The sequence below is a fragment of the Streptomyces cinnabarinus genome (genome assembly GCF_027270315.1).
Classification (GTDB): Bacteria; Actinomycetota; Actinomycetes; order Streptomycetales; family Streptomycetaceae; genus Streptomyces; species Streptomyces cinnabarinus.
The window spans coordinates 4529675-4554347 of record NZ_CP114413.1; the positions used below are offsets into that span (position 1 = coordinate 4529675).

At 70.1% G+C, this 24673-nt stretch carries 22 protein-coding genes; 10 read left to right on the forward strand and 12 right to left on the reverse strand.

All coding sequences use genetic code 11. The features are described 5' to 3' along the window. Positions 1 to 23: 23 nt before the first annotated feature. The 4 genes from cydD to hisC all read right to left on the reverse strand — a co-directional run bounded on the left by cydD (position 24) and on the right by hisC (position 7347). Entirely contained in the window at positions 24 to 3542 is a 3519-nt protein-coding gene (gene cydD, locus STRCI_RS20475; protein WP_269660400.1) for a thiol reductant ABC exporter subunit CydD, read from the reverse strand. Positions 3543 to 3554: 12 nt separating this feature from the next. Beyond that, positions 3555 to 4562 carry a cytochrome d ubiquinol oxidase subunit II gene (gene cydB, locus STRCI_RS20480; RefSeq protein ID WP_269660401.1) on the reverse strand — a complete coding sequence of 336 codons (1008 nt, stop codon included), beginning with the start codon at positions 4560 to 4562 and terminating at the stop codon, positions 3555 to 3557. A gap of 20 nt (positions 4563 to 4582) precedes the next feature. Continuing rightward, positions 4583 to 6091, reverse strand: coding sequence for a cytochrome ubiquinol oxidase subunit I (locus STRCI_RS20485; RefSeq protein WP_269660402.1), 1509 nt, complete (start codon positions 6089 to 6091; stop codon positions 4583 to 4585). A gap of 176 nt (positions 6092 to 6267) precedes the next feature. Beyond that, positions 6268 to 7347 (reverse strand): histidinol-phosphate transaminase, encoded by a 1080-nt coding sequence (gene hisC, locus STRCI_RS20490; RefSeq protein ID WP_269660403.1) that lies wholly within the window; start codon positions 7345 to 7347, stop codon positions 6268 to 6270. Between the two features lie 418 nt (positions 7348 to 7765). Here hisC and STRCI_RS20495 point away from each other — a divergent pair, with 418 nt between their 5' ends. The 3 genes from STRCI_RS20495 (at position 7766) to STRCI_RS20505 (ending at position 11271) form a co-directional block, all read left to right on the forward strand. Further along, positions 7766 to 8878 (forward strand): LacI family DNA-binding transcriptional regulator, encoded by a 1113-nt coding sequence (locus STRCI_RS20495; RefSeq protein WP_269660404.1) that lies wholly within the window; start codon positions 7766 to 7768, stop codon positions 8876 to 8878. Between the two features lie 201 nt (positions 8879 to 9079). Continuing rightward, entirely contained in the window at positions 9080 to 10204 is a 1125-nt protein-coding gene (locus STRCI_RS20500) for a metallophosphoesterase (RefSeq protein WP_269660405.1), read from the forward strand. 194 nt (positions 10205 to 10398) lie between these two features. Further along, positions 10399 to 11271, forward strand: a complete 873-nt coding sequence (locus STRCI_RS20505) for a hypothetical protein (protein WP_269660406.1) — start codon at positions 10399 to 10401, stop codon at positions 11269 to 11271. Positions 11272 to 11343: 72 nt separating this feature from the next. Here the strand turns inward: STRCI_RS20505 and STRCI_RS20510 are convergent, their stop codons facing one another. Then, positions 11344 to 12780: a VWA domain-containing protein gene (locus STRCI_RS20510; protein ID WP_269660407.1), complete on the reverse strand. Its 1437-nt coding sequence runs from the start codon at positions 12778 to 12780 to the stop codon at positions 11344 to 11346. A 4-nt stretch (positions 12781 to 12784) separates the two neighbouring features. Further along, a complete protein-coding gene (locus tag STRCI_RS20515; RefSeq protein WP_418953363.1) occupies positions 12785 to 13237 on the reverse strand; it encodes a winged helix-turn-helix transcriptional regulator in 453 nt (150 codons plus the stop codon). Here STRCI_RS20515 and STRCI_RS20520 point away from each other — a divergent pair. After that, positions 13229 to 13651, forward strand: coding sequence for a YybH family protein (locus STRCI_RS20520; RefSeq protein ID WP_269660409.1), 423 nt, complete (start codon positions 13229 to 13231; stop codon positions 13649 to 13651). The genes STRCI_RS20515 and STRCI_RS20520 overlap by 9 nt on opposite strands. A 61-nt stretch (positions 13652 to 13712) precedes the next feature. Here the strand turns inward: STRCI_RS20520 and thiC are convergent, their stop codons facing one another. Then, positions 13713 to 15500: a phosphomethylpyrimidine synthase ThiC gene (thiC, locus tag STRCI_RS20525; protein ID WP_269660410.1), complete on the reverse strand. Its 1788-nt coding sequence runs from the start codon at positions 15498 to 15500 to the stop codon at positions 13713 to 13715. A gap of 250 nt (positions 15501 to 15750) precedes the next feature. Between thiC and STRCI_RS20530 the strand changes: the two genes are divergently transcribed. Continuing rightward, positions 15751 to 17109 carry a YibE/F family protein gene (locus tag STRCI_RS20530; RefSeq protein ID WP_269660411.1) on the forward strand — a complete coding sequence of 453 codons (1359 nt, stop codon included), beginning with the start codon at positions 15751 to 15753 and terminating at the stop codon, positions 17107 to 17109. 106 nt (positions 17110 to 17215) lie between these two features. On the opposite strand, the gene STRCI_RS20535 is transcribed toward STRCI_RS20530, so the two are convergent. From STRCI_RS20535 to STRCI_RS20550, 4 genes are all read right to left on the reverse strand, one after another. Continuing rightward, positions 17216 to 17653 (reverse strand): SsgA family sporulation/cell division regulator, encoded by a 438-nt coding sequence (locus tag STRCI_RS20535; RefSeq protein ID WP_269660412.1) that lies wholly within the window; start codon positions 17651 to 17653, stop codon positions 17216 to 17218. A 100-nt stretch (positions 17654 to 17753) separates the two neighbouring features. Then, positions 17754 to 18644, reverse strand: coding sequence for an IclR family transcriptional regulator (locus tag STRCI_RS20540; protein ID WP_418953364.1), 891 nt, complete (start codon positions 18642 to 18644; stop codon positions 17754 to 17756). A 211-nt stretch (positions 18645 to 18855) separates the two neighbouring features. Then, a complete protein-coding gene (locus tag STRCI_RS20545; RefSeq protein WP_269660413.1) occupies positions 18856 to 19068 on the reverse strand; it encodes a DUF5326 family protein in 213 nt (70 codons plus the stop codon). Positions 19069 to 19253: 185 nt separating this feature from the next. Beyond that, the gene (locus STRCI_RS20550; protein ID WP_269660414.1) at positions 19254 to 19571 is read right to left on the reverse strand and encodes a cupin domain-containing protein; all 318 of its coding nucleotides are present in this window, start codon (positions 19569 to 19571) and stop codon (positions 19254 to 19256) included. A 60-nt stretch (positions 19572 to 19631) separates the two neighbouring features. On the opposite strand from STRCI_RS20550, the gene STRCI_RS20555 reads away from it, so the two are divergent. The 5 genes from STRCI_RS20555 to STRCI_RS20575 all read left to right on the forward strand — a co-directional run bounded on the left by STRCI_RS20555 (position 19632) and on the right by STRCI_RS20575 (position 23342). Then, complete coding sequence (locus STRCI_RS20555) at positions 19632 to 20009, forward strand: phage holin family protein (RefSeq protein ID WP_269660415.1); 378 nt, start codon at positions 19632 to 19634, stop codon at positions 20007 to 20009. Between the two features lie 5 nt (positions 20010 to 20014). Continuing rightward, complete coding sequence (locus STRCI_RS20560) at positions 20015 to 20506, forward strand: low molecular weight protein-tyrosine-phosphatase (protein WP_269660416.1); 492 nt, start codon at positions 20015 to 20017, stop codon at positions 20504 to 20506. Next, positions 20503 to 21666, forward strand: coding sequence for a cystathionine gamma-lyase (locus STRCI_RS20565; protein ID WP_269660417.1), 1164 nt, complete (start codon positions 20503 to 20505; stop codon positions 21664 to 21666). The genes STRCI_RS20560 and STRCI_RS20565 overlap by 4 nt, the downstream gene beginning before the upstream one ends. Positions 21667 to 21891: 225 nt before the next feature. Further along, positions 21892 to 22797: a LysR family transcriptional regulator gene (locus STRCI_RS20570; protein WP_269660418.1), complete on the forward strand. Its 906-nt coding sequence runs from the start codon at positions 21892 to 21894 to the stop codon at positions 22795 to 22797. 62 nt (positions 22798 to 22859) lie between these two features. Next, positions 22860 to 23342 (forward strand): NUDIX domain-containing protein, encoded by a 483-nt coding sequence (locus STRCI_RS20575; RefSeq protein WP_269660419.1) that lies wholly within the window; start codon positions 22860 to 22862, stop codon positions 23340 to 23342. A 2-nt stretch (positions 23343 to 23344) separates the two neighbouring features. Here the strand turns inward: STRCI_RS20575 and STRCI_RS20580 are convergent, their stop codons facing one another. Beyond that, on the reverse strand, positions 23345 to 24547 hold the full coding sequence (locus STRCI_RS20580; RefSeq protein WP_269660420.1) for a globin domain-containing protein: 1203 nt from the start codon (positions 24545 to 24547) through the stop codon (positions 23345 to 23347). Between the last annotated feature and the right edge of the window lie 126 nt (positions 24548 to 24673).

Sequence of the window (24673 nt, forward strand, 5' to 3'; positions counted from 1 at the left end):
GAGCCGGACGGGGGGCTGGGCCGTCAGCTCGGCGCCTGCGCCGACACCAACAGGTCCGCCTGCTCCTCCCGTGCCACCATCGCCCGCAACGGCCCCTCCACCGCCGCCAATTCCGCGTAGGAGCCGCGCTGCGCCACCCGGCCCCGGTCGAGGACGACGACCTCGTCCACGGCGTCGAGACCGGCCAGCCGGTGGGTGATGAGCAGGGTCGTACGGCCCTCGGTGGCCGCCAGCAGATCGGCGGTGAGCGCGTCGGCGGTGGGCAGGTCGAGATGCTCGGCGGGCTCGTCGAGCACCAGCACGGGGAAGTCGGCGAGCAGGGCCCGCGCCAGCGCCAGCCGTTGCCGCTGGCCACCGGAGAGCCGGGCCCCGTGCTCGCCGACCAGGGTGTCCAGACCCTCGGGCAGCCCGTCGGCCCACTCCAGCAGCCGCGCCCGCCGCAGTGCGTCCCGCAGCTCGTCCTCGGTGGCGTCCTTCTTCGCGAGCAGCAGGTTCTCGCGCACCGAGCTGTCGAAGAGGTGCGCGTCCTGTGCGCACAGCCCCACCAGCCGCCGTACGTCGTCCCCGTCCACAGCGTGGGCGTCGACACCGCCGAGCGTGTACGCGCCCGCCCGTGCGTCCAGGAACCGCAGCAGCACCTGGGCCAGGGTCGTCTTGCCCGAGCCGGACGGCCCGACCACGGCGATCCGGCGGCCCTCCCGCAGGGTCAGATCGAGCCCGGCGAGCGCGTCCCGGTCCTGACCGGCGTGCCGGGCCGTGAGGTCCTTGAGGACGACCGGGAAGGGCGAGGCGGGCGCCTGCCGGGGCCGCTCCGGCTCGCGCACGGGCTCGGGGGCGTCCAGCACCTCGTACACCCGCTCGGCGCTTCTGCGCACCCGCTGGCGGTACTGCACGGCGAGCGGCAGCCCGAGGACCGCCTCGAAGGCGGCCAGCGGGGTGAGGACGACGACGGCCATGGCGACCCCGCTCAACCGCCCGTCGGCGACGCCCTGGGCGCCCACCAGGGCGGTGGCGGTGACGGTCAGGCCGGACAGCAGCGCGGTGAGTCCGTCGCCGAGCGCGGTGGCGGTGGCGGCGCGCGAGGCGATCCGGGTGAGCGTCCCGTCGGCCCGCCGCGCCTCGGCGGTACGGGCGGGCAGGGCGCCCGCGACGGTCAGTTCGGCGGTTCCGGTGAGCAGATCGGTCACGCGGGTCGCCAGTACGCCCCGGGCGGGGGCCAGCCGGCGCTCGGCACGGCGGGCCACGGCACCGGTGACGAGCGGGACTCCGGCACCGGCCGCCAGCAGTCCGACGGCGAGCACCGCGCCCGCCTCGGGCAGCAGCCAGGCCGTGAAACCGACGGACACCGCGGACACGGCGGCCGCTGCTCCGGCGGGCAGCAGCCAGCGCAGCCAGTAGTCCTGGAGGGCGTCCACATCGGCGACGAGCCGCGAGAGCAGGTCGCCGCGGCGGGCGGTACGCAGCCCGGCGGGCGCCAGCCGCTCCAGCCGCCGGTAGACGGCGACCCGGGTGTCGGCGAGCATCCGCAGCACGGCGTCGTGCGAGACCAGCCGCTCGCCGTACCGGAAGACGGCCCGCCCGATACCGAAGGCCCGCGTCGCCGTCACAGCCACCATCAGGTAGAGCACGGGCGGCTGTTGCGAGGCCCGCGAGATGAGCCACCCGGAGGTGGCCATCAGCCCGACGGCACTGCCGAGAGCGAGACTGGCGAGCAGCAACGCAAGGGCGAGCCTGCCACGACGGGCACCGGACATGGCCCGAACCCGGGCGAGGGCGCCGCGGCCCCTCCCTGCCCGCTCTACGAGATCCCCGGCAGCAAACCCCTGCGCATCCCCCTCAACCGGCACCGCCTCACGCCCCGAAGGTTCAAGGGACTCCTCCCTTGGAAGGAGCGGGTAGGTAGGGAGAACCGGCTCGGTCAGCCGGACCACACGGTCGGCCACCCCCAGCAGCGCCGGCCGGTGTACCACCAGCAGGACCGTCCGCCCGACCGCCAGCCGCCGCACCGCCGCCACGACCTCCGCCTCGGTCTCCCCGTCCAGCGCGGCCGTCGGCTCGTCGAGCAGCAGCACCGGCCGGTCGGCGAGGAACGCCCGGGCGAGGGCCAGCCGTTGCCGCTGCCCGGCGGAGAGCCCGGCACCGTCCTCGCCGAGCGCCGTGTCGGCACCCTGCGGCAGCGCGGCCACGAACTCCAGCGCCCCGGCGTCCTCCAACGCCCGCGCCACGGCACTGTCGTCGGCGTCGGGGCGGGCCAGGCGGACGTTCTCGGTGATCGTCCCCGCGAACAGATGCGGCCGCTGCGGCACCCACGCGATGCGCGACCGCCACTTCTCCAGGTCCAGTTCGGTGAGGTCGGCGCCGCCGATCCGCACCCGCCCCTCGACCGGCCGCACAAATCCCAGCAACACGTTCAGCAGCGTCGACTTGCCCGCCCCGCTCGGACCGACGAGCGCCACGGTCTCCCCGGCCTCGACGACGAAGGACACGTCGGAAACGGCGTCCCCGGACCGGCCGGGGTAGCGGACGGTGACGCCTTCGAAGGCCAGGGAACCGGCCTCAGGGACCTCCGCGCTCCCGGAGGCCGGTACCGGCGTCTCCAGCACCGCGAAGATCTCCTCGGCCGCCGCCAGGCCCTCCGCCGCCGCGTGGTACTGGGCACCCACCTGCCGCAGCGGCAGATACGCCTCGGGCGCCAGCACCAGGATGACCAGACCGACGTACAGGTCCATCTCGCCGTGCACGAGCCGCATGCCGATCGTCACGGCGACCAGGGCGACGGAGATCGTGGCCAGCAGCTCCAGCGCGAAGGAGGACAGGAAGGCGATGCGCAGCGTCCGCATCGTCGCCTGCCGGTACTCACCGGTGATCCGCCGGATCGACTCGGCCTGTGCCTTGGCCCGGCCGAACACCTTCAGCGTCGGCAGGCCCGCCACGACGTCCAGGAAGTGCCCGGACAGCCGGGACAGCAGCCGCCACTGACGGTCCATCCGGGACTGCGTGGCCCAGCCGATCAGCATCATGAAGACCGGGATCAGGGGGAGCGTCCCGAGGATGATGGCCGCCGAGACCCAGTCCTCGGTGACGATCCGCGCGAGCACCGCCACCGGCACCACCACGGCGAGCCCGAGCTGCGGCAGATAGCGCGAGAAGTAGTCGTCCAGGGCATCGACCCCGCGGGTCGCCAGCGCCACCAGCGACCCCGTCCGCTGTCCGCCTAGCCACCCCGGTCCCAGCGCGGCGGCACGCTCCAGCAACCGCCCCCGCAGCTCCGACTTGACCGCCGCGCTCGCCCGGTGGGCGGCCAGCTCGGTGAGCCAGGCCACCACCGCCCGGCCGACCGCGACCGCCGCCAACAGCAGCAGGGGAGTGGTGAGTCCGCCCACCGACAGCCCGTGCTGGAAGGCGCCGACGACCACCTCGGCGATGAGCATCGCCTGGGCGACGACCAGCAGCGCCCCCACCACGCCCAGGCCGACCACGGCCACCAGGAACATCCGGGTGGCCCGGGCGTAGCGCAGCAGCCGTGGATCGATTGGTTTCACGTGAAACACACCTCAGTGAGCGATATCGGCGGCGATGTGCTGGGTACCGATGCGCTTGCGGAACACCCAGTAGGTCCAGCTCTGGTACAGCAGGACGATCGGCGTGGCGATCCCCGCGCACCAGGTCATGATCTTCAGGGTGTACGGGCTGGACGAGGCGTTGGTGACCGTCAGGCTCCACTCGTCGTTCAGCGAGGACGGCATGACGTTCGGGAAGAGCGTCAGGAACAGCATCGCCACGGCGGCCACGATGGTGACGCCGGACAGCGCGAACGACCAGCCCTCACGCCCGGCCTGATTGGCCACCAGCGCCGCCACCAGCGCGGCCACGGCCACCACCAGCGCGACCAGGCTTCCACCGTCGCCGTTCTCGATCTGCGTCCACAGCAGGAAGACCAGGGCGAGCACGGCCGCGGCCAGACCGACCTGAAGCGCCCGCTTCCGCGCCCGCTCCCGGATGTCCCCGACGGTCTTGAGCGCCACGAACACCGCACCGTGGAAGGTGAACAGCGTCAGCGTCACAAGACCGCCGAGCAGGGCGTACGGGTTGAGCAGATCCCAGACGTTGCCGACGTACTCGAAGTCCTGGTCGATCTTCACGCCGCGCACGATGTTGCCGAAGGCCACGCCCCACAGGAACGCCGGGATCAGCGAGGACCAGAAGATCGCGGTCTCCCAGTTGCGCTGCCACTTCTCCTCCGGCCGCTTGGCCCGGTACTCGAAGGCCACGCCCCGGACGATCAGGGAGACCAGGATGACCAGCAGGGGCAGATAGAACCCGGAGAAGAGGGTGGCGTACCACTCGGGGAAGGCGGCGAAGGTCGCGCCGCCCGCGGTGAGCAGCCACACCTCGTTGCCGTCCCAGACGGGGCCGATGGTGTTGATCAGCACCCGCTTCTCGGTGCGGTCCCGGGCCAGCAGCCGGGTGAGGATGCCGACCCCGAAGTCGAAGCCCTCCAGGAAGAAGTAGCCGGTCCACAGGACGGCGATCAGGACGAACCAGACGTCGTGCAGTTCCATGACTGTGCAGCTCCCTCGGCCTAGTAGGAGAAGGCCATCGGCTTGTCGGCGTCACGGGAGTCGCCGCCGATCTTCGTGGGCGGGTTGAGGTCGGCCTCGGTGAGCTCGGGCGGGCCGGCCTTGATGTACTTCACGAGCAGCTTGACCTCGATCACGGCGAGGATGGCGTAGAGCGCGGTGAAGACGATCATCGAGGTGAGGACCTCGCCCGTGGAGACACCGGGGGAGACCGCGTCGCGGGTCTTGAGCACGCCGTAGACGACCCAGGGCTGGCGGCCCATCTCGGTGAAGATCCAGCCCCAGGAGTTGGCGAGCAGCGGGAAGGCCAGGGTCCAGATCGCGATGCGCCAGTACCACTTGGTGAGCTTCGGGCCGAGCGCCTTCCGCGGGAGCAGCGCCAGATGCGGCACCTCGTCGTCACCGACCCGCAGGTGTTGCGGCAGCAGGAACTTCTTGCGGGTCATCCAGAGTCCGGCCAGGCCGATGGCGAAGGACGTCATGCCGAAGCCGATCATCCAGCGGAAACCCCAGTAGGCGACCGGGATGTTGGGCCGGTAGTCGCCGGGCCCGAACCGCTCCTCCTCAGCCTTCTGGACGTCGTTGATGCCGGGGACGTACGAGCTGAAGTCGTCCTTGGCCAGGAAGGACAGCAGGCCGGGGATCTCTATGGCGACCTTGTTGTGGCCCTCGTCGACGTCGCCATAGGCGAAGATCGAGAAGGGCGCGGGCGCCTCGCCGTCCCACAGGGCCTCGGCGGCGGCCATCTTCATCGGCTGCTGCTCGTACATGATCTTGCCGAGGACGTCACCGCTGACCGCGGTGAGCAGACCGCCGACGGCGACCGTGACCAGGCCGAGCCGGAGCGAGGTCTTCATCTCGCGGATGTGCTTCTTGCGCAGCAGATGGAAGGCGGAGATGCCGACCATGAAGGCGCCACCGGTGAGGAAGGCGGCGGAGAGCGTGTGGAAGGCCTGGGCCAGCGCGGTGTTCTGGGTCAGGACCAGCCAGAAGTCGGTGAGTTCGGCCCGGCCCTTCGCCTCGTTGATCTTGTAGCCGACCGGGTGCTGCATCCATGAGTTGGCCGCGAGGATGAAGTAGGCCGACAGGATCGTGCCGATCGACACCAGCCACATACAGGCGAGGTGGATCTTCTTCGGCAGCTTGTCCCAGCCGAAGATCCACAGACCGATGAAGGTGGACTCGAAGAAGAACGCGATCAGGGCCTCGAAGGCGAGCGGTGCGCCGAAGACGTCACCGACGAAGCGCGAGTAGTCGGACCAGTTCATGCCGAACTGGAACTCCTGCACGATCCCGGTGACCACGCCCATCGCGATGTTGATCAGGAAGAGCTTGCCCCAGAACTTGGTGGCCCTGAGGTACTTCTCCTTCTCCGTGCGCACCCAGGCGGTCTGCAGCCCCGCCGTGAGGGCGGCGAGCGAGATCGTCAGGGGGACGAACAGGAAGTGGTAGACGGTGGTGATGCCGAACTGCCATCGCGCCAGAGTCTCCGGCGCCAGAGCAAGATCCACGTCGCCGCTCCTTACCTCACAGGCTTGTGGAACACACATTCAGAGAGCGCTTGTGAAAGCGTTCACATTCACAAGCTAGTATGCCGCACCTGTTTTCGACAGGCGAAGGGGGGTCCCCATTACCTCCAGGAACCCCCCTGAGTCGCCGCTGAACGGCGCAAACGCGACAGCGGTCACTACAGCTCCTTGCGGAACCCCTCCGTCACCTTCAGGAGGATGTCGTTCGCCTCGGTCTCCCCGATCGTCACCCGCACACCCTCGCCCGCGAACGGTCGGACCACCACGCCGTGCTGCTCACAGGCGGCCGCGAAGTCGACCGTACGCTCCCCCAGCCGCAGCCACACGAAGTTGGCCTGGGTCTCGGGCACCGTCCAGCCCTGGGCCCGCAGCGTGTCGACCACGCGCCGGCGCTCCCCGACCAGCGAGCCGACCCGGCCCAGCAGTTCGTCCTCCGCCCGCAGCGAGGCCACGGCCGCGTCCTGCGCGAGCTGGCTCACGCCGAAGGGCACCGCGGTCTTGCGCAGCGCCGCCGCGACCGGCTCATGGGCGATGGCGAAGCCGACCCGCAGCCCGGCGAGGCCGTACGCCTTGGAGAAGGTGCGCAGCACGCAGACGTTCGGCCGGTCCCGGTAGATCTCCACGCCGTCCGGCACCTCGGGGTCGCGGATGAACTCGCGGTAAGCCTCGTCCAGCACCACCAGCACATCCCCGGGCACCCGGTCCAGGAACCGCTCCAGCTCGGGCCGCTTCACGACCGTACCGGTGGGGTTGTTGGGGTTGCAGACGAAGATCAGCCGGGTCCGGTCGGTGATGGCGTCGGCCATGGCGTCCAGGTCGTGCACATCACCGGAGGTCAGCGGCACCCGTACCGAGGTCGCGCCGCTGATCTGCGTGATGATCGGGTACGCCTCGAACGACCGCCAGGCGTAGATGACCTCGTCGCCGGGGCCCGAGGTGGCCTGGAGCAGCTGCTGGGCGACGCCGACCGAGCCGGTGCCGGTGGCCAGATGGGAGAGCGGGACGCCGAAGCGGTCGGAGAGCTCGTTCATCAGGCCCGTGCACGCCATGTCCGGGTAGCGGTTGAAGCCGGCCGCCGCGGCCGTCACGCTCTCCATCACCCCGGGCAGCGGCGGATAGGGGTTCTCGTTGGAGGACAGCTTGTAGGCGACCGGGCCGCCGGCCGCGGCGGGCTTGCCCGGCTTGTAGGTGGGGATACCCTCCAGCTCGGCGCGCAGCTTGGGGCTCGTCTCGCTCACCGCAGTCCTCCTCGCGACCACCGGCGGTCCGTCGTCACCACCGGCTTTCCAATGCTTCTCACCTTATGAGGATTCGGCCCCGCTGCGTACAGGTCGGACCCGACCTCCTCCGTCACACCGGCATCAGGGGCATCACACCGCGAACCGTACGAATCGGGGGGCGCGTCACACATATATCTACGCGCCGGTGGCTCACGCCGTGGCGCGCATCACCCGTGAAGGTGAGTTGAGACCTCTTCGAAACATCGAGAGCTTGGCAGGTGTGCGCACTCCGACAAGTCACACATCGCCATCGAAGGGCTCAACTCCCTTGTAATCCAATGCTCTTGACGGTGTATGACCATGCAGAAACGTGCCTGTCAACCGCTGCATATGCGTCCGCACTACCCCACCGCATGAGCCCTACTATCGGCTCGCCATGACAGCAGCAGGGAAGCACCAGGTGAGCCGCGCGGAAACCGCCCGCCGGGGCAACCGGCCGGGCCGGGCAGGCATCAGAGACGTCGCCGCCGCCGCCGGAGTCTCCATCACGACCGTCTCCGACGCCCTCAACGGCAAGGGCCGGCTCCCCGACGCCACCCGACGCCACGTCCGCGAGGTCGCCGACCGACTGGGTTATCGCCCGTCGGCAGCGGCCCGAACCCTCCGTACCGGCAAGTCAGGACTCATCGGCCTGACCGTGACGACGTACGGGGATGAACCTTTCACCTTCACCGAGTTCGCGTACTTCGCCGAGATGGCCCGTGCCGCCACCTCCGCGGCACTCGCCCGCGGCTACGCCCTGGTCATCCTGCCGGCGACCTCCCGCCACGACGTGTGGTCGAACGTCGCCCTGGACGGCACCGTGGTGATCGATCCGTCCGACCAGGACCCGGTCGTCAGCGAATTGGTCCGGCAGGGTTTACCGGTCGTCTCCGACGGCCGCCCGGTCGGCTCGCTGCCGGTCACGGCCTGGGTCGACAACGACCACGAGGCCGCCGTCCTCGGCATCCTCGACCACCTCGCCGACGCCGGCGCCCGCCGGATCGGCCTGCTGACCGGAACGACGACGGACACGTACACCCATCTGTCCACCACCGCCTACCTCCGCTGGTGCGAGCGGGTCGGACAGGACCCGGTGTACGAGGCGTACCCGGCGCACGACCCGTGCGCCGGCGCGGTGGCCGCCGACCGGCTGCTGGCCCGCCCCGACCGACCGGACGCCGTCTACGGCCTGTTCGACCCCAACGGCACCGATCTGCTCGCCGCCGCCCGGCGCTACGGGCTCCGGGTCCCGGACGACCTGCTGCTGGTCTGCTGCAGCGAGTCCACCGTCTACGCCAACACCGAGCCGCCCATCACCACGCTCTCGCTCAAGCCGCGCCGGATCGGCACGGCGGTGGTGCAGCTCCTCATCGACGCGATCGAGGGGGTCGAATCGGACCAACCGGTCGAGCAGGTGATACCGACCGAGTTGATCGTGCGTACCTCGTCCCAGCGACGTTCTCCGCGGACGACCGTCAGCCCGCCGCGGTCGCCCGAGGAGCAGTAGAACCCGACCGGAAGGCAGGCGGCAGAAGCCCTGCCCAACCGGGGCGAAAGCCGCGGTGAACCGGAGCGCCGCTCTGATTCACCACCCCTGGGTCATCACACGGCGCGATCGGCATTCCTATGATGGGCCCACGACACCGCGGGCCGCTGCGACCAGGCAGTCCGACGCGGTGCAGATGCGGCGCGATGGTGGAGGGGTCTGATGACTCAGGGGGCCGGTCAGGGACCCGAGGTGGAGCGGACGGCGACGTTGCGCGACTTCCGGGTACCCGCGTATGTCCACGAGACCGGTCCGTACGCCCAGCGCTCGCATCCGGACGCCGGCGGCGGCACGCCCCCGCGGGCTCACGGCGCCCACCCGGGCGATGTCGCGCCGCCGGCGGAGGAGAGCTACCCGGAGGGGTACACCCCCACCCGGCGCGATCTGCCCGTCATCAACCGCCGCGGTGACACGCTCCAGGTACCCCTCGCGCCGATGCCCGCGCCGACCGCGCCGCAGAACGGCGGTCCGGGACCGCTGTTCGTCGTCGGCGACGTCCACGGCTACCTCGACGAACTGATGGCCGCGCTGCGGGAGAAGGGCCTGATCGACGCCGCGGGCAACTGGTGTGCGGGCACCGCCCGGCTGTGGTTCCTCGGCGACTTCACCGACCGCGGCCCCGACGGCATCGGCGTCATCGATCTCGTGATGCGGCTGTCCGCCGAGGCCGCCGCGGCCGGCGGCTACTGCAAGGCCCTGATGGGCAATCACGAGCTGCTGCTGATCGGCGCCAAGCGGTTCTCCGACACCCCCGTCAACTCCGGCGCGGGCACCGCCACCTTCCAGGCGGCCTGGCTGCTCAACGGCGGCCAGAAGACCGACATGGACCGCCTCCAGGACCACCACCTCCAGTGGATGGCCCGGCTGGACGCCATGGAGGAGGTCGAGGGGCATCTGCTCGTCCACTCCGACACCACCGCCTACCTCGACTACGGCCGCTCCATCGACCAGGTCAACGACACCGTCCGCGAGACCCTCATCCGCAATGACGCGGACGAGTGCTGGGACCTGTTCCGCAAGTTCACCAAGCGCTTCTCCTTCCGCGACGAGGGCGGCTCCGACGCCGTACGCTCCCTGCTCGATACGTACGGCGGCACCCGCATCGTTCACGGCCACAGCCCGATTCCCTATCTGCTGGGCGAGGTCGGCTCCGAGGAGGGCGAGGACAGCGGCGGCCCGGTCGTCGAGGGACCGCATGTCTACGCCGACGGTCTGGCCATCGCGATGGACGGCGGAGTGACCATGGCCGGAAAGCTGCTGGTCCAGCAACTTCCACTGGATAACTGAACGTTCACTGGGCAGACGTCCCCCCGGGCCGGAACGACCGGAGATGGCGCAGGCCAGGGCCCAATTTCTGGAAACCCCCTGTCACCGTGTGCCGTCACCGCTCTACCATCGGCTTTATCCGTAGCAGGCTCCCCTCCGTTTCTGCCCGACGGCTCGTTGCCATGCGAGCCCCAAGCCCTACGGAGCATCGGGGGATGCACATGAACAGCGTTCCGCAGCACCTGCACAGTGAGGACCGCCAAGAGTACGAGCGGATCCTCGATGAGGCGCTGCGCTCCGCGCCAACCCGCCCGGAACTGGCCGCTGTCGGACAGCGGCTCAACCCCGAACAGCTGCGCACCATGGCGCTCAACGCCACCGCGATCATCACGGCGGCCGCGGCGACCGAGTACCAGCACTACGTGAAGGTCCGCGAGGAACTGCGTCATCCGGCGCCGTCCACCCCGTCGTCCGTCCGCGAGTCCGGCTCCAGCGAGTCGGGCAGCGGCGCGATGGGGCTCGCCGCCACCATGGGAGAGGCCACCGCCGAGACCGCCGGCGCGGGTGTCGTCGCCGTCGCGGCCGTCCTCACTCCCGTCCTCGCCGGGATCGCCGCGGCGATCTTCCTGCTCGTGGGTTACATCCTGAAGATGCTGACTCCCGAGCCGGCGTTCGCCCAGACCATGCTCACCACCGGTTGGGTGTTCGGCGCCGTGACGGCGGCCGCGATCCTAGTCGCCGCCGTCGGACTGCTGCTCACCGCGCTGCGCAACCGGCCGGCGCTCGACTCCGGCCCTTACGGGGAGCTGAGCGGTGAGGTGGCCCGGGCCAGGGAGGCCTGGCGTGAAGCCCTGCTGGAGCGCGGCGTACTGCCGTTCCTGCGGGACGCGCTGGCCGACCCCGGTACCGCCGCCGCCCTGCACCGCACCGCGCCCACGGCGCCGACCAGCCGTATCCCCAACCTCGGCTACGACCGTCCGGGCTTCAGCAGCCCCGGCGAGGGTCCCGGCACGGGTCCGCGCCCGAGCTTCAGCAGTCCGGACTACACCAGCCCGGATTTCGGGGGCCCGGAGCACCAGCCGGAGTGACCCTGGTCCCTCGGCTTGCGCCCCCACAGCGGGGAGCGCAAGCCGAATGTCCGGCATGCCTCCGGTGATCCCTCAGAAGATCCCGGCGTCGCGTGCGGCGACGGTCCACCGCGGGAACTCCGAGAGCAGCCGGTCGTACAGCTCCTGGTCGGGGACGGTGCTGATGTCGTCCACCGCGAAGAAGCCCACGTTGTCGACGCGTCGGCCGCGCATGGTGTCGAAGCGTTCCAGGACGCCGTAGTCGGACTTGCCGAGGCCCACGAACTGCCAGAAGATCGGCTCCTCGACGGCGGCCCGGAGCTCCTTCTCGATCTGGGCGTTGCGGTAGATGCCGCCGTCGGAGAAGAACAGCACGAGGGTGGGCGCGGCGGCGGGCGTCCGGCGGACGTAGTCGCGGACCTCGGCGATCACCTTCTGTTCCTCGTTCTGGATACCGACCGAACGCATGTCGACCTGGCTGTCCTCCAGGCCCTTCTTCCGCTTCTTGCCGCCGAACAGGCTCAGCTCACCGCAGCGCACATGCAGCCGCGTCCACTCCGGCAGCTCGCCGATGCTGAAGTCGGGCAGCCGGGCCGGGTTGGAGGCGAAGGTCCACGCCTGCATCTCGCCGTCGTCGTCCAGCTGCGCGGCCACGGCGGCCATCCGCTCCACGACGTCCGCGACGACGCCCCGGGAGTACAGGAACGACATGGACCCGGAGGCGTCCAGGACGAGGATGACGCGAGCCGTGATCCCGGTCGCGCCGTGCTTGCTGAGACTGACCGCGACCTGCTTCTTACGGAGGTCGAGCCGCTTGCGCATGTCCACCGGCAGACGCTCTTCACCCTTGGTGAGGCTGGGGGAGGCCGCCGGAGGCGTGCTGGGCCGCGCCGTCGGCGCGGGGGGTGCGGCGGGCGGTGCCATCGGCGCCGGGGGTGCGACAGGCGCGGCGGGGGCCGGTTGTACGGGCGCGGCCTGCGGCGGGGTCGGGGCCGCGGGCTCCTCCTCGTCCACCGTGATGCCGAAGTCCGTCGCCAGCCCGGCAAGCCCGGACGCGTACCCCTGCCCCACCGCCCGGAACTTCCACTTGCCCTGGCGCAGATACAGCTCCCCGCCGATGAACGCGGTCTCGGTCCCGGCCTCCATGACGAAGTGCGCGAGCTCGGCCCGGGTCCGCTCGTCGACCAGCCGCAGCTTCAGCCCCGGCACCTGACCGAACGTGCCGCCGTCGGCAGAGGCGCACAGCACGATCCGCTCGACGGCCGGTTCCAGCGACCCGAACTCCACCGTGACGGTGTCGGTGGTGGTGCCCGCGTCCCGCTGCTTGCCGAGGTGGCTCACGGCCTTGGAGGCGTGGTGCGGCTGGTTGTAGAAGACGAAGTCGCCGTCGTCCCGTACCCGTCCCGCCGCCGTGAGCAGCAGCGCCGAGGCGTCCACGTCGGGCACGCCCGGACCGTCGGACCAGGTCAGCTCCACACGCACAGCCGTCGCGTCCACGGGAAGGTTGGCGCCCTTGCTCAGTGCTGTCATGGGATCAGTGTGCCGACTGATCCCGTTCCGCCGGAAGGGCTCCGGTGAGTCGCTGGAGCGCCTCCCCCGTGGCGTAGAGCTGCACGAGCAGCGGTCGCAGCGCGAGCCCCGCCCCGGTCAGCGTGTATTCCGTCCGTACGGGGAATCCCCGGCGGCGCTCCACGGCCACCAGCCCGCGCTCCTCCAGCGCCCGCAGGCGCTCGCTGAGCACCTTGGCGGACACCTCCGGGAGCAGGCCCCGCAGTTCCGTGAAGCCCCGCGGGCCGCCCATCAGCTCACGCAGCACCAGAGTCGCCCAGCGGCCCGAGACCGCCGCGAGCGCGACCTCGACGGGACAGCCGGGCTCGGGACGCCGAGTACGGCCACACGGACCGGGAACCAGCTCGGGGTCCCAGGACGCGTGGCTTTCCGTTTGGTGACCTACATCGCCGGTGTGTTCGCTGGCCACATGACCCATTCCCCCAGTCTGCCGTTGGCGACCGAGGCCGCGGACCATCCGCACGTCTTCGAGCGCGCCTTCAACACCTTCGACCCCGAGGTCCTGGACCAGGTCTACGAGCCCGACGCCGGCTTCGTCCCCCACCCCGGCCGACTGACCACCGGCACGGAACGGCTCCACGCCAATGGTGAGTTCCTCGCCCTGCGCTGCCCGATCCGCGTCGCCCCGCGTCATACGTACGTCGTAGGCGATCTCGCGCTGCTGATCGTGGACTTCGTGATCGCGGGCACCGCCCCGGACGGCAGCCCGGTCCACCTCACCGGCACCGCCACGGATGTGGCCCGCCGCGGCCGGGACGGCTACTGGCGCTACGCGATCGACAACCCCTTCGGCGTGACCGAAGAGCCGACCACCCCCGCCGCCCCCGCCTGAGGCCTCTGTTTCACGTGAAACATCGACCTCGGGCAGGGGCAGGGGCAGGGGCAGCCGAGCCTCAGTCCGCGATCGGCAGGTACACGCGATTACCCGCGGCCGCGAACTCCTTCGACTTCTGCGCCATCCCGTCCTCGATCTCCCCCTTGGTCCCACCGTGCTGACGGCGGATGTCCTGGGAGATCTTCATCGAACAGAACTTCGGACCGCACATGGAGCAGAAGTGGGCGGTCTTGGCGGGCTCCGCCGGGAGGGTCTCGTCGTGGAACTCGCGGGCCGTGTCCGGGTCGAGGGCCAGGTTGAACTGGTCCTCCCAGCGGAACTCGAAGCGGGCGTCGGACAGCGCGTCGTCCCAGTCCTGTGCGCCGGGGTGGCCCTTGGCCAGGTCGGCCGCATGGGCGGCGATCTTGTAGGTGATGACGCCGGTCTTGACGTCGTCGCGGTTGGGCAGGCCCAGGTGCTCCTTGGGTGTGACGTAGCAGAGCATGGCCGTGCCCCACCAGGCGATCATCGCGGCGCCGATGCCGGAGGTGATGTGGTCGTAGGCCGGGGCCACATCCGTCGTCAGCGGGCCGAGCGTGTAGAACGGCGCCTCCTCGCAGATCTCCTGCTGAAGGTCGATGTTCTCCTTGATCTTGTGCATGGGCACATGGCCCGGGCCCTCGATCATCGTCTGCACGTTGTGCCGCTTGGCGATGGCGTTCAGTTCGCCGAGCGTCCTCAGCTCGGCGAACTGCGCCTCGTCGTTGGCGTCCGCGATCGAGCCGGGCCGCAGGCCGTCGCCGAGCGAGTACGTCACGTCATAGGCGGCGAGGATCTCGCAGAGCTCCTCGAAGTGCTCGTACAGGAAGCTCTCCTTGTGGTGCGCGAGGCACCACGCGGCCATGATCGAGCCGCCGCGCGAGACGATGCCGGTCTTGCGGTTGGCGGTCAGCGGGACGTACGGCAGGCGGACGCCCGCGTGGACCGTCATGTAGTCCACGCCCTGCTCGGCCTGCTCGATGACCGTGTCCTTGTAGATCTCCCAGGTCAGTTCCTCGGCCTTGCCGTCGACCTTTTCGAGGGCCTGGTAGAGCGGCACCGTGCCGATGGGGACGGGGGAGTTGCGCAGCACCCACTCGCGGGTGGTGTGGATGTTGCGGCCGGTGGAGAGGTCCATGACCGTGTCGGCGCCCCAACGGGTCGCCCAGGTCATCTTCTCCACCTCCTCCTCGATGGAGGACGTCACCGCGGAGTTGCCGATGTTGGCGTTGACCTTCACCAGGAACCGCTTGCCGATGATCATCGGCTCGATCTCCGGGTGGTTGACGTTCGCGGGCAGGACGGCACGTCCCGCCGCGATCTCCTCACGGACCACCTCGGGCGCGACGTTCTCCCGGATGGCCACGTACTCCATCTCGGGTGTCACCTCGCCGCGGCGGGCGTAGGCGAGCTGGGTGACCGCCTGGCCGTCCCGGCCGCGGCGCGGCAGGCGAGGCCGGCCGGGGAAGACGGCGTCGAGGTTGCGCAGATTGCCACCGCGCGGCGAGGTGTGCTTGATCCCGTCGTCCTCGGGACGGACCGGACGGCCCGCGTACTCCTCGGTGTCACCGCGGGAGATGATCCAGTTCTCCCGCAGCGGGGCCAGACCACGGCGGACGTCGGTGTCGGCGAGCGGATCGGTGTACGGACCGGAGGTGTCGTACAGCGTGACTGACTGCCCGTTGGTGAGATGCACCTGACGGACCGGCACCCGTAGATCGGGGCGCGAGCCCTCGACATACGCCTTGTGCCAGCCGATGGACTTCCCGGCCTCCTGGGACTGCTCGTCCTGGCTGGAGGCAGGCGTGCGTGCGTCCTTGATGGTCATGAGACCTACTCCCTACGCCGGCATTACCCGGTAACAGGTTCGGCGGTCGACGCAGCGATATCCGTCTGCCGATGTCCCGTGGGGAACATCACTCTCGGGTGACGTTCCACGTGAAACATCGCTGGGACGGAGGTCAGCGCCCTCTCAGCCCGGTGCTCCGAGCTCCCGCGTGTACAAAGGTGCCCCCACGCTAGCGTCAATTCGGGCGCGGTGAACAGGGGGCCCCTTTCGTTCTTGCGATGATCGGTCGGTGACCTCGACGCATGAACCCCCCGGCCATTCCTCCGGCGGCCATTCCCACAGCCACGCCCACGGTCCGGCGGCCCCGGTCTCCCAGCATCTGCGCAAGGTGATCGCCGCTGTCCTCATCCCGTTCGCCGCGGCGGTGGTCGTCGGGCTCGTGGTGCTGTGGCCGGGCGGTGCGCCCTCGCACGAGCGCACGGGGGTCGGCTTCGACCGGCAGACCCAGCACGCGACGGTCACCGAGGTGGAGAGCGTCAGCTGCGCCTCGGTCAACGCCTCCGGGGTCCCGCCGACCGGCGACACCTCCACCGCCGAGGGCTCCTCGGCGAAGCAACAGGCCGACGACACCTGCGACAAGGCGACGATCCGGGTCGACACCGGCAAGGACAAGGGCCGTACCTTCACCGAGATCGTGCAGCCGGACCAGTCCCGGCAACTGCACGAGGGCCAGGAGGTCATCGTCGCGTACGAGCCCTCGGCCCCCAAGGACCTTCAGTACGCGGTCACCGACGTCAACCGCCGGGTCCCGATGGCCGTGCTCGCCGGTATCTTCGCGCTCGCCGTGGTGCTGGTGGGGCGGCTGCGCGGGCTCATGGCACTGATCGCGCTGGCCATCAGCTTCCTGGTGCTGACCCTGTTCATCCTGCCCGCCATCCTCCAGGGGTCGAACCCGCTGGTCGTGGCCGTGGTCGGGTCGAGCGCCATCATGCTGATCGCCCTCTACATGTGTCATGGCCTGTCGGCCCGGACATCCGTGGCGGTGCTCGGCACACTGATCTCTCTGCTGCTGATCGGCATCCTCGGCTCCGTCTTCATCGACTGGGCCGCGCTCACCGGCAACACGGACGACAACACCGGTCTGATCCACGGGCTGTACCCGGAGATCGACATGAGCGGCCTGCTGCTCGCCGGCATCATCATCGGCTCGCTGGGTGTCCTCGACGATGTGACGGTCACCCAGACCTCGGCCGTGTGGGAGCTGCACGAGGCCAACCCCACGATGGGCTGGCGCGGGCTCTACCGGGCCGCTATACGCATCGGCCGCGACCACATCGCCTCGGTCGTCAACACCCTGGTGCTCGCCTACGCGGGTGCCGCGCTGCCACTGCTGCTGCTGTTCACGATCGCGGAGAGCAGCGTGGGCACGGTCGCCAACAGTGAGCTGGTGGCGGAGGAGATCGTGCGGACGCTGGTCGGGTCGATCGGCCTCGTCGCCTCGGTCCCGCTCACCACGGCCCTCGCCGCACTGGTCGTCTCTGCCGACCGCTCCGAGCGACAGCTCGCGGAGGCCGGCGGTCGGCCCGCCATGGCCGGAGGACCGTCGGCTCCGGGGCGTGGGGGGCGGGGGCGCCGTAGGAAGCGGTGACGCTCCTGGAGGAGGGCTTCGAGCCCCTCTCCCGGAGGAGAACCGTTCCTGCACCCCTCCCCGCTGAAGCGTTACGGCAGAACGGCCCCCACCCTTCCGTAACGCCTCAGCCCGCGCTCTGCTCCTCCGCCAGGATGCGGTCCAGAGCCTCGTCGAGGCTGGCGTCGAAGTCGGACAGAACACCCTCCTGGCCCAACGGCACCAGCTTGTCGGTGCGGTCGAGGAAGGCGATCAGCGGCGCCGAGGAGGACCGGAACAGCGCGTGATCGCCGCCGACCTGAAGCCGGATCAGCACATCGCCGAGGGCCTCGGGATCGGCCGGGGAGACCCGCACATCGCCCTCACCGCACGGCCGCCCCACCCCGTCGATCAGCAGCTCGCGCCCGAACGCCCAGGTCACCGGCGCGTCCCCGGGCAGATGAAAGGTCAGCCGCACGGCATAGGGATCACAGGTCTCGTACCGCAACTCCACCGGAATGCGGAAGGAGAGCTCCTCAGAGACGAGAAAGCTCATCATGACCTCTGCCTGTACGGACTCGCGCATCGCCTACCCCGTCATCTGCCGTCGTATTGGCCAGGAATGATCCTCCTGACACTGATGGAATCTTGCTGAACGTGCACGGGAGATCACAAGGAGTGAGTTTTCAGATGCTGATAGAGATCGCCAGTGACCCGAGATGTCGCCCGATCTCGGTCTCCAACTGCCGTGCCGCGGCCAGCAGCCGGTCGGCCTGATGGGACGGCAGGGAGATGGCCATCGTCGCCGCGGTGGTGCCCACGGTGATGGGGACGGCCGCGCACACCGTGCCCAGCGCGTACTCCTGACGCTCGGTCACCAGCTCCATGCGCTGCATCCGGTCCAGCCGCCGGAGCAGGCTGCGGCCGTCACCCACGGTGTACGGGGTGACGGGCTGCACCGGATAGCGCTCCAGGTGGTCACGGCGCGTGGCCTCGTCCACCTGAGCCAGCAGACACTGCCCGATGGCGTGCGCGTGCCCGGTCTCCCGGAAGTCGGCCCACTCCTCCACCGCCGGGTTGCCGGGGGTGTCGGAGACGCACATGACCTCGATCTCGCCCTCGCGGTACACCGCGTAGTACACGGGGACCCCGATGGCGTCCCGCCAGTGCGCCAGCGCGTCAGCGACCGTGCTGCGACGTTTCTCCTGCGCTCCGCTGCTGCTCAGCCGTTCGGCCGCCTCGCCGAGGAAGAACAGCCCTTTGTCGCGCCGTAGATAGCCCTCGTGGACGAGGGTGCGCAGCAGGTGGTACGCGGTGGGCAGCGCGAGGCCGTTCTCCCGGGCCAGTTGCTTGGCGGGGGCGCCGTGTTCGTGCTCGGCGACGGATTCCAGCAGGCGCATGGCGCGCTGCACGGATCCGATGAGGGTCGCGTTGTTCGCGCCGCCGGAGGGGTGCGCGGGGTCCTGCGGTGTCGGCTGTGTCGGGGGCCGGACGCAGGTCCCGGTACCGGGGTAGGGGGCCCGGGCGGACGCTCGGGCTGCGTGGGTTTCGGAGAGGGCGGTGTCAGCCGTGGCCAAGGGTCACTCCCGAAGCGCGAGGGGGCAGCCCGTGCGGGGAACACGGGTGGGGTGTACGCCGCTCGCGGGGTCGTCCCCGCGTCGATTTCCGGACTCTATTCGTCCGTCACCGCTCGCAAGCTGCCTGCCCGCAAAACTTCCCCCGGCCGAGGGAACCGATGAATCTGGTTACCGCTCACGCGCCCCGGAAGCCGCACCTCAGAAGCCGCGCTCAGAAGTCGTGCCGCGAGGAGGAGCTCGACGTGAACTTCCGTACGACATAGATCAGTCCGCCGACCAGGGCCACGAAGACCAGCACCTTGAACAGCAGCCCGATGACGAAGCCGACGACGCTCGCTATCAGCCCGCCGAACACGACCAGGGCGATGACCGGCACCGCGATCCACTTCACCCACCACGGCAGTCCCGCGAAGATCTCACCCATCGCCCTCGTCCTTACCTCTCCGCCCGTCGCAGTGCCGGGTCCGGTCGGACGGCCCGTGTCGTGTCCACGGATCCCGTCATCTACCTTGTCTGCCTTCGATGCTAGGGCCGCGGAGGGGTCCGGCGGGGGCCTCGCACCCCCTGTCCTCCCCTGATCGATCCCCTAGGGAATCCGGGGGCGGTCCCTCAGCTCTCCGGCGGAGAGAACACCACGAGCACCCGCAGGTCCTCGCTGATGTGGTGGAACTTGTGGGCCACCCCGGCCGGCACGTACACCACACTGCCCCGCGCCACCTGCGTGGTCTCCATGCCCACGGTGATCGCGGCGCGGCCGCTCACCACGAAGTAGACCTCGTCCTGGTTGTGCGGCCGCTGTGGATCGTGCTCGCCCGCGTTCAGCGCGTAGAGACCGACCGACATGTTCCGCTCCCGCAGAAACTGCAGGTAGGCGCCCTCGTTGGCGGCGCGCTCCGCCTCCAGTTCATCCAGCCGGAAAGCCTTCATCGCCCTTGTCCGCCCTCATCCCTCTGCTCGTATCCGATCTCGTCTGCCACGATCAGACACATGAAGAATTTTGTAGTCAAGACGATCGCCAACGCGGGCGCCCTGGCGGTCGCCGTGTGGCTGCTGGACAAGATCACCCTGACCGGTGACAGCACGGGCAAGAAGGTCGGCACGCTGCTGCTGGTCGCGCTGATCTTCGGCCTGGTCAATGTCCTGGTGAAGCCGATCGTGAGCCTGCTGAGCCTGCCGCTGCTCATCCTCACGCTCGGCCTGTTCACCCTGGTCGTGAACGCGCTGATGCTGTTGCTGACCTCATGGCTCGCCGACAAGTTCGACCTGAGCTTCCATGTCGACGGCTTCTGGACCGCGGTGCTCGGCGCCCTGATCATCTCGATCGTCTCCTGGGCGCTCAACGTCGTCCTGCCCGACGGGGACTGAGCCCGATGACCTACCGCGTCTGCTTCGTCTGCACCGGCAACATCTGCCGCTCCCCGATGGCCGAGTCGGTCTTCCGCGAGCGCGTGGCCGAGGCCGGTCTCGACGGCCTGGTCGAGGTCGACAGCGCCGGCACCGGCGGCTGGCACGAGGGCGACCCGGCCGACCCGCGCACCGTCTCCGTCCTGGAGGAGCACGGGTACGACGGCGGCCACACCGCGCGCCAGTTCCGGTCCTCCTGGTTCGCCCGTCTCGATCTGGTCGTGGCGCTCGACGAGGGCCACCTCAAGGCGCTGCGCCGGCTCGCCCCGACCGAGCAGGACGCGGCGAAGGTGCGGCTGCTGCGGTCCTACGACCCCTCCGCCGGCGACGACCTCGACGTGCCGGATCCGTACTACGGGGGCATGGAGGGCTTCGAGGAGTGCCTGGAGATGGTCGAGGCGGCGAGCACCGGGCTGCTGGAGGCCGTACGCGAGGCGGCTCAGGGGCGAGCGGCATGAGCGGGGCGGCCCGGCCTCCGGCGGCCCTGGGGGAGGGCACGCGCGCTGTGCGGGCCGGGCTGCCCGAGCCGGTCAAGCATGAACCGACCCTGCCCGGACCGATGTTCGCGGCTCACTTCCATCTGCCGGGCGACCCGGTCGGCCCATACACCTACGGCCGCGACGAGAACCCGACCTGGACCCATCTGGAGCGGGCCGTGGGCGAGTTGGAGGCCCCGGGCGAGGATGGCGTCGAGACGCTCGTCTTCGCCTCGGGCATGGCCGCCATCTCCTCGGTCCTCTTCTCCCAACTGCGCACCGGGGACACGGCCGTCCTGCCCAGCGACGGCTACCAGGCACTGCCCCTGGTACGCGAGCAGCTGGAGGCGTACGGCGTCCAGGTGCGGACCGCGCCGACCGGCGGCGACGCCCAGCTCGACGTCCTCGACGGCGCCCGGCTGCTGTGGATCGAGACGCCCTCCAACCCCGGTCTGGACGTCTGCGACATCGGGCGGCTGGTCGAGGCGGCGCACGCGCGGGGCGCCCTCGTGGCCGTCGACAACACGCTCGCCACACCGCTCGGGCAGCGCCCGCTGGAACTCGGCGCGGACTTCTCCGTGGCGAGCGGCACCAAGCAGCTCACCGGGCACGGCGACCTCCTGCTCGGCTACGTCTGCGGCCGCGGCGGAGCGCCGATGGCCGCCGTACGCCGCTGGCGCAAGATCGTCGGCGCGATTCCCGGTCCCATGGAGGCGTGGCTCGCGCATCGCTCCCTCGCCACGCTCCAGTTGCGGGTGGACCGGCAGAACGCCACCGCTCTCGCGGTCGCCGAGGCGCTGCGGGACTGGCCGGAGGGGCTCGGGGTGCGCTACCCGGGCCTGCCCTCCGACCCCTCTCACGCGACCGCCGCACGGCAGATGCGCCGCCACGGGTGCGTGGTCTCCTTCACCCTCCCCACCCGCGAGCGGGCCGAGCGCTTTCTCGGTGCGCTGCGGCTGGTGGACGACGCGACCAGCTTCGGCGGGGTGCGCTCCACGGCGGAGCGGCGCGGACGCTGGGGCGGGGACGCGGTACCGGAGGGCTTCGTGCGGCTCTCCGTGGGTGCCGAGGACCCCGAGGACCTGGTGGCCGATGTGCTGCGTGCGCTGGAGGAGTCGGCGGGGCTGACCGCCTTCGGATGAGGTCGGCTACGGCTCGACGAGGGGCCGACTACGTACAACGGACGGTCCGAGCCTCCCCCCTCGTGGCTCGGACCGTCCTCGGTTCCGCGCGCGAAGAACCGCGCGAACAAGGCTAGTTGACTCTGTGTCAGTGTCCAATCACAGTAGCGACAGAGACCTATCGACTTATTTATAGTTGGGCGCGGCCGGGGGGCTGAGGGAGGTCGGAGAAGGGGAGGGTGCGCCATGGACTTGGCCTTGCTGCGTACCTTCATCACGGTGCACCGGGCCGGTTCTTTCACCCGCGCCGCCGCGCTGCTCGGGCTGTCCCAGCCGGCCGTGACCTCCCAGATCCGCACCCTCGAACGGCAACTGGGCCGGCCTCTCTTCCTCCGCCAGGCCCGCGGGGTGACACCGACGACCATCGGCGACGAACTCGCGCACAAGGCGGCGCCCCATCTGGACGCGCTGGTGGAGATCACGGAGGCCGGTCTCGACGACGAGTCCTCCTTACGGACGCTGCACCTCGCCGGGCCTCCCGAGTTCACCGCCGAGCGCGCGCTGCCCGCGCTCACCGAGCTGACCGGTGAGGACGGCCAGGGCTTCGCGCTGCGGGCGTCCTTCGGCAATGCCGAGGAGACGCTGGAGGGGCTGGCCGCCGGACATCATGATCTGGCCATCTGTACGGCCCGCCCACGCGGTGCCCTGCTCACCGCGACTCCGCTCTGCGACGAGGAGCACGTCCTGCTGGCCGCCCCGCGCTGGGCCGAGAAGATCGGTCCCGGGTCGCCGCGCCACAAGGGGGCTCCGGCACTGGACGAGGTTCCGGTGATCGAGGTGCATGAGTCGCTGCCCTTCGTCTCCCGCTACTGGGCCTCCGTCTTCGACTCCCGCCCGGCCGTCCCCGGCACCGTCATCGTCCCCGATCTACGAGCCGCCCTTGCCTGCGCCATCGCGGGCGCCGGTCTCGCGGTGCTGCCCCGCTATCTCTGCGCCCCCGCGCTGGACCGCGGCGAGGTCGTCTCCCTGCACGAACCCGCCGTACCACCCCTGCGGACGTACTTCCTGGTCGTGCGCACGGGCACGCTGGCGATGCCGCATGTCGCGCGCGCCCATGAGTGGCTACTGCACTCGGCGTCCGAATGGTGCTGAGCTCGATCGAATGGTGCTGAGCTCGATGTTTCACGTGGAACCAGCCGGGCCACATTTCTCCCATGACCGTCCGACCCGTGGTCAAGCGCACCGCCCGCGCCGTTCTGCTGGACGGTGACGACCTGATCCTGATCAAGCGCACCAAGCCGGGCGTGGATCCCTACTGGCTGACTCCCGGCGGCGGGGTCGAGCCGACGGACACGACCGTCGTGGACGCCCTCCATCGTGAGGTGTACGAGGAGCTCGGCGCCAAGATCGTCGATGTCGTGCCCTGCTTCGTCGACACCGTCGAGCACATCGGCGAGGACGGCGGCGCAACCGGCGTGAAGGTGCAGCACTTCTTCGTCTGCCGTCTGGAGTCGATGGACACGTCCCTCAGACACGGGCCGGAGATCGACGAACCGATCGGCGAGTACGAGATCGTGCGGGTGCCGTTCACCCGTGTCGGCATCGCCTCCGTCCACCTCGTTCCGCTGTCGCTGCGGCACTATCTCGACGGCAACATCGAGGGCGTACGGGCGATGCACGCGCCGGACCTGGGCTGAGCTCAGCCGCCCGCGGTGACGAGTTCCTCCAGCGCGTCATGGCGGATGCGCGCCGAGGGGATCCCGCTGGCCCTGAGGACGTCCACACCGCTGCGGATCATGCCCGGCGGGCCCGAGACATAGGCGTCGTACTCGTACCAGGGGCCGAACGACCGGATGGCATCGGGCAGCTGGATCAGTCCGTTCCGGTCGACGACGGGACGGACCTCCAGCCAGGGGTGGGACTGCTGGAGCCGGAGCATGGTGTCGATGTCGTAGAGGTCGTGATCGCTGCGGGCACCGTAGAACACCTCGACCGGGCGCCGCTCGCCGCGCTCGGCGACATCCTCGACCAGGGCCTTGATGGGGGCTATGCCGGTGCCGCCACCCAGGCACAGCAGTCCGCTGTCGGTGCTGTGGTCGACGGTCATCGAGCCGGCCGGCGGCCCCAGCCGGAGGATGTCGCCCGGGCGGGCCCGGTGCACAAGCGCGTTCGACACCCACCCGGCGGGCACGGCCTTCACATGGAACGACAGCAGACCGTCGGAGCGCGGCGCGGAGGCGAAGGAGTAGTGCCGCCAGATCCGCGGCCACCAGGGCGTCTCCAGGCTGGTGTACTGGCCCGCGAGGAAGGGATAGGGCTGGTCGGGGCGGACGGTGACGACGGCGATGTCCCGGGTCCGCAGTTCGTGCGAGACGACCTCCGCGTACCACCAGGCCGGAGCGCGCAGCTCGTCCGAGGCCGCAGCGTCGATCATCACCTGCGAGATCGTCGTGTACGTCCGCACCCAGGCCGCCTCCGTCTCCGCGTCCCAGACGGAGGCGTACCTGCTCAGCGCCCCGATCAGGCACTCGCCCACGGCCGGGTAGTGCTCGGCGCGGGTGCCGTACTTGCCGTGGCCCCGGCCCAGGTTCTGGAGATACGCGACCAGCACCTCGGTGTTGTCGATGTGCTCGGCGGCCGTGAGCAGCGCCTTGAGCAGCCGGTCCCGCTGGGTGTCCATCGCGGCCGGGAACAGGGAGCGCAGCTCGGGGTGGCGTACGAAGAGCAGGGCGTAGAAGTAGGACGTCACCTTGTCGGCCACCGGGCCGACTTCGGCCATCGTCCGGCGGATCAGAACGGCGTCCGGTGAATCCTGCTGAGCGAGTTCGGGGCGGGGCGCGAACCAGTCGCCCCCGCCGCCGGAAGTGCCGTTGTCGGCCGGCGTGGTGGTCGGAGCGTCCATGGTGTGTGCCTCGCCTCGAACATCTTTCGGTCGGTCTGCGCACTTCCGTGTCGGAAGATGCCTGCTTCCCCCGCAGACGGCTTGCTGTCCCGTTCGGTGCCACGGCCGATGCGGCCACAGTCAACC